This is a genomic window from Roseateles sp. P5_E11 (assembly GCF_054049355.1).
The window spans coordinates 1-7,887 of sequence record NZ_JBFUMO010000259.1 but is presented as its reverse complement, the minus strand read 5'-3'; the positions used below and the strand labels follow the sequence as shown (position 1 = coordinate 7,887).

At 66.6% G+C, this 7,887-nt stretch carries 10 protein-coding genes and 1 pseudogene; 5 read left to right on the top strand and 6 right to left on the bottom strand.

Translation table 11 applies throughout. The features are described 5' to 3' along the window. The 3 genes and pseudogenes from ACXJKR_RS18315 to ACXJKR_RS18305 form a co-directional block, all read right to left on the bottom strand. A pseudogene (locus ACXJKR_RS18315) lies at positions 1 to 707 on the bottom strand (serine--tRNA ligase); the annotation flags it as partial. A 73-nt stretch (positions 708 to 780) separates the two neighbouring features. Next, complete coding sequence (ispH, locus tag ACXJKR_RS18310; RefSeq protein WP_457324035.1) at positions 781 to 1,758, bottom strand: 4-hydroxy-3-methylbut-2-enyl diphosphate reductase; 978 nt, start codon at positions 1,756 to 1,758, stop codon at positions 781 to 783. Then, on the bottom strand, positions 1,758 to 2,201 hold the full coding sequence (locus ACXJKR_RS18305; protein ID WP_457324034.1) for an FKBP-type peptidyl-prolyl cis-trans isomerase: 444 nt from the start codon (positions 2,199 to 2,201) through the stop codon (positions 1,758 to 1,760). Before ACXJKR_RS18305 ends, ispH begins: the two co-directional genes overlap by 1 nt. Before the next feature lie 50 nt (positions 2,202 to 2,251). On the opposite strand from ACXJKR_RS18305, the gene radC reads away from it, so the two are divergent. From radC to ACXJKR_RS18290, 3 genes are all read left to right on the top strand, one after another. Next, complete coding sequence (gene radC / locus ACXJKR_RS18300; RefSeq protein ID WP_457324033.1) at positions 2,252 to 2,926, top strand: RadC family protein; 675 nt, start codon at positions 2,252 to 2,254, stop codon at positions 2,924 to 2,926. Next, positions 2,923 to 3,570 carry a Smr/MutS family protein gene (locus ACXJKR_RS18295; protein WP_457324032.1) on the top strand — a complete coding sequence of 216 codons (648 nt, stop codon included), beginning with the start codon at positions 2,923 to 2,925 and terminating at the stop codon, positions 3,568 to 3,570. Before radC ends, ACXJKR_RS18295 begins: the two co-directional genes overlap by 4 nt. A gap of 152 nt (positions 3,571 to 3,722) precedes the next feature. Next, positions 3,723 to 4,373 carry a hypothetical protein gene (locus ACXJKR_RS18290; protein ID WP_457324031.1) on the top strand — a complete coding sequence of 217 codons (651 nt, stop codon included), beginning with the start codon at positions 3,723 to 3,725 and terminating at the stop codon, positions 4,371 to 4,373. Here ACXJKR_RS18290 and ACXJKR_RS18285 read toward each other — a convergent pair. From ACXJKR_RS18285 to ACXJKR_RS18275, 3 genes are read right to left on the bottom strand one after another with little or no spacing between them, the layout of a single operon-like run. After that, positions 4,370 to 4,759, bottom strand: coding sequence for a group II truncated hemoglobin (locus ACXJKR_RS18285; protein ID WP_457324030.1), 390 nt, complete (start codon positions 4,757 to 4,759; stop codon positions 4,370 to 4,372). The two genes, ACXJKR_RS18290 and ACXJKR_RS18285, sit on opposite strands and share 4 nt — an antisense overlap. Then, the gene (locus tag ACXJKR_RS18280) at positions 4,752 to 5,573 is read right to left on the bottom strand and encodes a MinD/ParA family protein (protein WP_457324029.1); all 822 of its coding nucleotides are present in this window, start codon (positions 5,571 to 5,573) and stop codon (positions 4,752 to 4,754) included. Before ACXJKR_RS18280 ends, ACXJKR_RS18285 begins: the two co-directional genes overlap by 8 nt. Further along, positions 5,570 to 6,307 carry a GGDEF domain-containing protein gene (locus ACXJKR_RS18275; RefSeq protein ID WP_056195365.1) on the bottom strand — a complete coding sequence of 246 codons (738 nt, stop codon included), beginning with the start codon at positions 6,305 to 6,307 and terminating at the stop codon, positions 5,570 to 5,572. Before ACXJKR_RS18275 ends, ACXJKR_RS18280 begins: the two co-directional genes overlap by 4 nt. A 210-nt stretch (positions 6,308 to 6,517) precedes the next feature. Here ACXJKR_RS18275 and ACXJKR_RS18270 point away from each other — a divergent pair, with 210 nt between their 5' ends. Both ACXJKR_RS18270 and cheD read left to right on the top strand, forming a co-directional pair. Next, on the top strand, positions 6,518 to 7,381 hold the full coding sequence (locus ACXJKR_RS18270) for a CheR family methyltransferase (protein WP_056195362.1): 864 nt from the start codon (positions 6,518 to 6,520) through the stop codon (positions 7,379 to 7,381). A 2-nt stretch (positions 7,382 to 7,383) separates the two neighbouring features. Next, a partial coding sequence (gene cheD / locus ACXJKR_RS18265) for a chemoreceptor glutamine deamidase CheD (RefSeq protein ID WP_457324028.1) occupies positions 7,384 to 7,887 on the top strand: 504 nt, incomplete at its 3' end.

Sequence of the window (7,887 nt, the reverse complement as noted above, 5' to 3'; positions counted from 1 at the left end):
ATCAGGTACTGCTCGACCTGTTCCTCATCGCCGCCACGCAGCACCCAGAACATGTCTTCCTTGAACTTGGGCAACTGGCCGGTGCCCTCCAGGATCTCGCGGTTGACGATGTAGGGCGTGTAGCACTCGGTGTAGCCATGGTCCGTCGTCTGCACGTCGAGCATGAACTGGGCAAGCGCGCGATGCAGTCTGGCGGCCGGGCCTTTCAGGAAGGCGAAGCGCGAGCCCGAGAGCTTGGCGCCCATCTCGAAGTCCAGGCCCAGCGGCGCGCCCAGGTCGACGTGGTCCTTGACCTCGAAGTCGAATGTGCGGGGCGTACCCCAGCGGCGCACTTCGACATTGCCGGTCTCGTCCGCGCCCGCAGGCACACTCGCGTCGGGCAGATTGGGCACGCCCATCAGCATCTGGTTCAGCTCGACCTGGATGGCGTCCAGGCGTTCGGCGCCGGCTTTCAGCTCGTCGGCAATGCTGCCGACTTCTGCCATCAGCGCCGAGGCATCTTCGCCCTTGCCCTTGGCCATGCCGATCTGCTTGGACAGCGCATTGCGGCGGGCCTGCAGTTCCTCGGTGYGCACCTGCACCGAGCGGCGCTCGCCTTCGAGCGACTTGAAGCGCTCCACGTCGAGGAAGGTCTGGGGGGTCTTGCGCGCGTTCAGGCGCTCGATGACAGCATCGAGGTCCTTGCGCAGCTGGGTGATGTCGAGCATGGGAATACCTTCAGGATTCGAATAGACAAGCGGCGCCAATGTGAGGCGCCGCCGGAAGCTGGAAGCACCGGCGTCAAGATCGCGAGGAACTGACCTCGGCCATGGACTTGTCGCCCAGCCCCATCGGCAACGGGAAGCGAACATGCTCCTCCACGCCCGGCAGGCTACGCACCGTGGTGGCGCCCAGCGCGCGCAGGCGGTCGATGACGGCCTGCACCAGCACATCGGGCGCCGAGGCGCCGGCCGTCAGACCCACACGGGCCCGGCCCTCCAGCCACTCGGCCTTCAGGTCTTCGGCGGAGTCGACCATATAGCCCGGCGTGCCCAGGCGTTCGGCCAGTTCGCGCAGACGGTTGCTGTTGGAACTGGTGGGGCTGCCAACAACGATGACGACGTCCACCTGGGGCGCAAGCACCTTGACGGCGTCCTGGCGGTTCTGCGTGGCGTAGCAGATGTCCTGCTGCTTGGGTTCGCGCACCTGGGGGAAGACGCGCTTCACCTCGGCCAGGATCTCCGCCGCGTCGTCCACGCTCAACGTGGTCTGCGTGACGACGGCGAGCTTGCTCTGATCACGCACCTGCACCTTGGCCACATCCTCGACCTCTTCGACAAGGAAGATGCCTTCGGACAGCTGGCCCATCGTGCCCTCGACCTCGGGATGACCCTTGTGGCCGATCATGATGAATTCATAGCCTTCGCGGTGCAGCTTGGCCACCTCGACGTGGACCTTGGTCACCAGCGGGCAGGTCGCGTCGAACACCTGGAAGCCCCGTGCGGCGGCCTCGCGGCGCACCTCCTGGCTGACGCCATGGGCGCTGAACACCAGCGTCGCGCCGGGCGGCACCTCGGCCAGGTCCTCGATGAAGATGGCGCCGCGCGACTTCAGGTCGTTGACGACGTAGGTGTTGTGGACGATCTCGTGGCGCACGTAGATCGGCGAGCCGAACTTCAACAGCGCGCGCTCGACGATCTCGATGGCGCGGTCCACGCCGGCGCAAAAGCCGCGCGGTTCGGCCAGCACCACTTCCTGGGGATGCAAAACAGCGTTCATCAAAGCACCCCGATCACTTGGACTTCAAAGTTGACCGGTTGGCCAGCAAGCGGGTGGTTGAAGTCGAACAGCAGGGCTTCGTCGCCAAGTTCGCGAACGACCCCGGCATAGCCGCCCTGCCCGTCCGGGCCGGGGAATTGCACGACGTCACCGACGTTGTAGACCTCGTCCGGGTCGCCCAGTTGGCGCAGCAGTGACAGCTTCACGCGCTGCAACAGCTCGGGGTTGCGTTCGCCGAACGCTTCGCCGGGCGCCAGCGCGAAACGCTCATGCGCGCCCTCGGGCAGGCCGATGAGGCGCGCTTCGATGGCGGGCGACAGCTGGCCGGCACCGAGCGACAGCGTGGCGGGCTTGTCGTCAAAGGTGTTGACGATGTCGGCGCCGTCCGGGCCCGAGAGCCGGTAATGCAAGGTCAGGAAGGACCCGGCCTGGATGGGGTTCATGCGAGAAGGGAAAAGAAAAGGGAACGCTTGGCTAGACTGCGGCCGATTTTATGTCGTTGACCCATCTGCCCCCTGAAGCCCGCCCGCGCGAGAAATTGCTTGCCCGCGGCCCGCAGGCGTTGGCGGATGCCGAACTGCTCGCCCTGCTGCTGCGCACCGGCATCCAGGGCCTGCCCGTGCTGCAACTGGCACAGAGCCTGCTGGATCGATTTGGCGGCTGGGCGGGGCTGCTGGCGGCCAGCGTGCAGGACCTCGGCAAGATCAAGGGCCTGGGCCCCGCAAAGCGTGCCGAGATCGCCGCCGTGCTGGAGATTGCGCGGCGCTCGCTGAACCAGCAGCTGACCGAGAAGCCAGCGCTGAACGACGTGGACACGGTCAAGACTTATCTGCGCCTGCATCTGGGCGCGCTGGGCCACGAAGTCTTCGCAGTGCTGTTCCTCGACGCGCAGTTGCGCCTGATTGCAATGGAGACGCTCTTCCAGGGCTCGCTGACCCACACGACCGTGCATCCGCGCGAGGTCGTCAAACGTGCTCTCGCCCTGGGCGCCGGCGCTGCCATCCTCGCCCACAACCACCCCAGCGGCGTGGCCGAGCCCTCGCGCGCCGATGAACTGCTGACCAAGCATCTCAGCCAGGCGCTGGCCCTGGTGGATGTGCGTGTTGTCGACCATTTCGTCGTCGGTGCGAACGAGGTCGTGTCATTTGCCGAGCGGGGGCTGCTGTGACCGTCAAGACGGTGCGCAGCCTCGCCGACCTGAAACCGCTGGCCCGCGAGTTGGCCGCGGCAAGGCTGGCAGCCGAGCTCGAACGGGAGCGTGTCGCCGCGGCCATGCGCCTGGCGGAGCAGGAAAGGCGGGTCTTCGAGCTGACCGTCGGCCCGGTGACACCGCTGCGCAGCATGGACCGCTTCATCCACGACCTCGATCAACCGCCACCCGAGCCGCGCCAGCGCGAAGCGGACGAGCGCGCGGTGCTGCTGCAGGCCCTGTCCGACGAGATCGACGTCGACACGCTGCTGGACACCGACGAGACATTGAGCTTTCGCCGCGAAGGCATCAGCCTCGAGGCGGTGCGCAAACTGCGCCGCGGCCACTGGGCGCTGCAGGCCCAGCTCGACCTGCACGGGCTGCGCCGTGACGCGGCCCGCGAGGCCTTGGGGCTGTTCATCCACGACAGCGCGCGGCGCGGCCTGCGCTGCGTGCGCGTCGTGCATGGCAAGGGGCATGGCTCACCGGGCCGCGAGCCCGTTCTCAAGGGCCGCGTGCGGCGCTGGCTGGTGCAGAAGAACGAGGTGCTGGCCTTCGTGCAGGCGCGCGCCAGTGACGGCGGGGCGGGKGCGCTGATCGTGCTGCTCAGCGGAACGGCCTGACGCGCCGCTGACGGTGAATAACACCGGGCTGTCACGTCGCGCGGCCGACACGAGGTGCAACGCCATTGACCGACGCCGTTAGCCCGGAGTAGTCTGGGCTCAAGCCGCCATCAGCGCGACATCCGGTTTCCCAGCCCCAACGAGGAGAGCCCATGTCCCTTACCTTTTCCGATCGTGCGCCCCAGCCCAAGAGCTATCTGGGCATCGGTCTGGTTGTCGCCCTGCATCTGGCCGGGATCTACGCGCTGAGCGCCGGGCTGATCAAGTCTCCGCCCAGGGTCAAGGAAGCCACCATCCTGTTGCCACCCATCCCGGACAAGCAGCCCGAAAGGGAACCTGTGCGAGAGATCAAGAAGGCCGAACAGCCCACGCTGATCAATGTTCCCAAGCCGGACGTGTTGCCTCCACCCACATGGACAGAGGAGACACCGCATGTCGTTGTCGTCGAACAGCGGACCGGAGAACCCACGGTTTCGGCGGGCAGCTCGACAGGCACCGGCACGCCGCCAGTAACGCCCCCTGTGGTGAAACAGGACGCGGGGCTCAGAGCGGCCGGCGCCGTCTGCTCGGTCATGCCGCGCCCCGAAGTCCCCGCCGTCAACTGGAGCGGTGAAGCCGTGCTGCAGGTAGTTGCCACGGTGCGCGGCGGCCGCGTCGTCGGTAGCGATTTCCGCGTGATGCAAGGCGCCCTGGACGGCAAGACCAAGCGCTCACTGCAGCGCTCGGTGGAGTCCGCCCTCGCCGGCTACCAATGCCAGGGCGACGCGATGTTCCAGCAGGACTTCGCGTTCCGCCTCGACTAAACGTTGCGCATCCAGTCGGCCGTGCCCGCAAAGGACTCGGCCAGCCGGGCCTGCAGGGCCGGGTCCACCCCGGTCTCCTGCATGGCCTGGGCCATGCAGGCCAGCCATTCGTCGCGTTCGGCGATGCCGATGCGAAACGGCATGTGCCGCGCCTTCAGTCGTGGATGGCCGAAGCGGCTGATGTAGTGGTCTGGCCCGCCGAGCCAGCCGCACAAAAACCAGAACAGTTTGTCGCGCGCGCCGTCCAGCGAGTCGCCGTGCGCCGCGCGCAGCCGCGCATAGGCCGGCTCCAGGTCCATCAGGTCGTAGAAGCGGTCGACGAGCTCGCGCACCCGCGCCTCGCCGCCTGCCCATTCGAAGGCAGTGGTGGGAGTCGATTCAGCCAAGGAGTTTGGAGGCGAGCGCCTTGATGGCCTGGGCCGCGTCGCAGCCGGGATAGTGCTCCAGCATCAGCTGGCGCTTGAGCACAGCCTGCTTGACGGCCACGTCGGCCTTGACCTCGCCGTAGAGCTCAAGCCGGAAGCTCTGACCCGGCGTCGGGCCGACAAAGCGCTGCAGCACCTGCTGCAGTTGTCCGCAGATCAGCTTGCCCTCGCCGACACGGTTGGCCTGGTTGACGAGCAGGCCCACGTGGCGGCGGTCCTGCTGGGTGGCCAGCACCTTGATGGTGGCGTAGGCATCGGTCAGCGAGGTGGGCTCGGGCGTAGCGACGACGAGGACGTCGGTGGCCAGCGAGATCGCGAACAGCACGACGTCGGAGATGCCCGCGCCGGTGTCCAGCAGCACCCAGTCGAAGCGCGGCTTGACCAGGTCGATGATGTGCAGCAGCTTGTCGCGCACTTCGGGAGTCAGGCGCGAATACTCGACCATGCCCGAGCCGGCCAGCAACACGGAGAAGCCGCCCGGCGCGGGCAGGATGGCCTGCTCCAGCGTGGCCTTTTCGGTGAAGACGTCGTGCAGCGTCAGTTTGGGGTGCAGGTTCAGCACCACGTCGAGRTTGGCCAGGCCCAGGTCGGCATCSAGCACCAGCACCTKCTSGCCGCGCGCGGCCAGGGCYGCMGCGAGATTGGCGGTGACGAAGGTCTTGCCGACGCCGCCCTTGCCGCTGGTGACGGCGAGGGTGCGCGCACCGCCGCGCGCCGGGCGCGGCGGCTGAGCAGGAGATGCGGCGGGAGCAGCAGGATCAGAGGTCGTGCTCATGCGGTGTCCTGTTGCGTTTCGAGATTCAGGGAGGCGAACAACATGCCCTTTTCTTCGGCGCTGACCAGGGAGTCGATCTGAGGTTCGAGGCAGGCGCGGTTGCGGCCCTCGGCCTTGGCGCGGTAGAGCTGGCGGTCGGCCCGCTCCGTCCAAAGCAACGGTGATGAGCGCACCCACTGCGGCGCGAAGGCGCCGCCCAGGCTGACGGTGACGCTGAGCATCTGGCCCGGGCCGACCTCGATGGCGAGCTCGGACACGCGCTCGCGCACGCGCTCGGCCACGGCCAAGCCCACATGCGAGGCGCAGTTGGGCAGGATGATGGCGAACTCCTCGCCGCCCACGCGGGCGACGAGATCCATGGGCCGCACGGTCTGCTCGACGGCGCAGGCCACGGCACGGATGACCTGGTCGCCGGCGCCATGGCCGTGGGTGTCGTTGACGGCCTTGAAGTGGTCGATGTCCAGCATCAGCAGCAAGGCCCCCTCACCTGAGCGCGCGACGCGGTCGACCTCGCGGGCCAGCGCCATCTCGAAGCTGCGGCGGTTGACGAGGCCGGTCAGCGCATCCCGGCTGGAGAGGTCGCACAGCGCATCCAGCACGGCCTGCAACCAGGCAGCACTCATCGGCGCCTCGTCTGGAAGCAATGCGCCGGCCTGCTGCAGCAATTGCAGGGCCTGATCCAGAACGAGCGCTTCGGCGTCGATCAGGTGGGTGGCGGGCAGGCGTTGTTCCAAAGGGGTGTGGCTGTGGGGGCGGATGGGTGGATTGTGGTTTCGGGGCAGTCTAGCAGCGGCGTCTGCGCGCCCAGGTCGTGAAACAGGCACGTTCCTGGAGGCTGTTTGCACTATGCTGGACCGGCCCAGGGGCCTTAAAAAGGCCCTGCGGTGCAGAATCGGCGCGCCACGCCAGAACTGCTGCGAGCACCAACAAATCTGAATTTCGACATGCCCGCACCCGACCTCGCCTCCGGCACGGACTCCCTCGACCACGAATTCAGCTTCAGCAAGGCCGACTTCGACCGTGTGCGTGAACTGATCTATAAGCACGCCGGCATCAGCCTGCATGACGGCAAGCATGCGATGGTCTACAGCCGGCTGTCTCGGCGCCTGCGCGAGACCGGGCACAAGAGCTTCGGCAGCTATCTGCAGTGGCTGGAGGCCTCGACCGGCCCGTCCGGCGCCGCGGAGTGGCAGGAGTTCGTCAACTGCCTGACGACCAACCTGACCTCCTTCTTCCGCGAGGAACATCACTTCCACGCGCTGAAGGACGACCTCAAGCCTTTTGCAAACGGTTCGGCCGGTAAGCAGGTGCGCATCTGGTGCTGCGCCGCTTCCACCGGTGAAGAGCCCTATTCCATCCTGATGACCTGCAGCGAGGCCTTAGGCGCCAGCGCCTCGGTGCAGCTCGTGTCCAGCGATATCGACACCAACGTGCTGGCCACGGCCAAGCGCGGCGTCTACAACGCCGACGCCCGCGGCCTTGACGCGACGCGGCTGAAGACCTTTTTCATGCGCGGCACCGGCGCCAACTCCGGCAAGATCCGCGTCAAGCCTGAACTGCAGCGCTGGGTCGAGTTCCGCTCGCTGAATCTGATGGACGCGCAGTGGCAGCTGGGCGACCCCTTTCACATGGTGTTCTGCCGCAACGTGATGATCTATTTCGATGCGCCCACCCAGCGCAAGGTGCTGGAGCGCATCCACCGCGTCATGCGGCCGGGAGGGCTGCTTTTCGTCGGGCATTCGGAGAACTTCACCGAAGCCCGCGACTTGTTCAAGCTGCGCGGCAAAACCATTTACGAACGGGTCTGACCATGAGCACCCCATTCGCCTCGCCACCCACGGTCGGCCTCGGCAACCCGGTCGCGGTGGCCAAGGTCAACCACCTCAAGGCCCAGCCGCGCAAGCAGGGTGAAGCCTCGTTCTTCTTCTACGACGCGCATTTCAAGAACGCTGCGGTCAAGATCCTGCCGGGCGAGTACTTCGTCGACCAGGAAGACCTGCTCGTCATGACGACGCTGGGCTCCTGCATCGCCGCCTGCCTGTGGGACCGCGTCGCCAAGGTTGGCGGCATGAACCACTTCATGCTGCCCGAGGGCAATGGCGACTCAGGCCGCTACGGCTCGTTCGCCATGGAACTGCTCATCAACGAGATGATGAAGCGCGGTGCCAGCAAGGCACGCATGGAAGCAAAGATCTTCGGCGGCGGTGCCGTCATCTCGGGCATGAACTCGCTCAACGTCGGCGAGCGCAACACCAACTTCGTCATCGACTTCCTGAAGCTCGAGCGCATCCCCATCGTGTCCAAGGACGTGATG

What these genes read in the sequence shown, in the direction of transcription:
- ispH (WP_457324035.1), bottom strand. Translation starts at nt 1,758, where the DNA reads ATGAACGCTGTTTTGCATCCCCAGGAAGTGGTGCTGGCCGAACCGCGC.
- ACXJKR_RS18305 (WP_457324034.1), bottom strand. Translation starts at nt 2,201, where the DNA reads ATGAACCCCATCCAGGCCGGGTCCTTCCTGACCTTGCATTACCGGCTC.
- radC (WP_457324033.1), top strand. Translation starts at nt 2,252, where the DNA reads ATGTCGTTGACCCATCTGCCCCCTGAAGCCCGCCCGCGCGAGAAATTG.
- ACXJKR_RS18290 (WP_457324031.1), top strand. Translation starts at nt 3,723, where the DNA reads ATGTCCCTTACCTTTTCCGATCGTGCGCCCCAGCCCAAGAGCTATCTG.
- ACXJKR_RS18270 (WP_056195362.1), top strand. Translation starts at nt 6,518, where the DNA reads ATGCCCGCACCCGACCTCGCCTCCGGCACGGACTCCCTCGACCACGAA.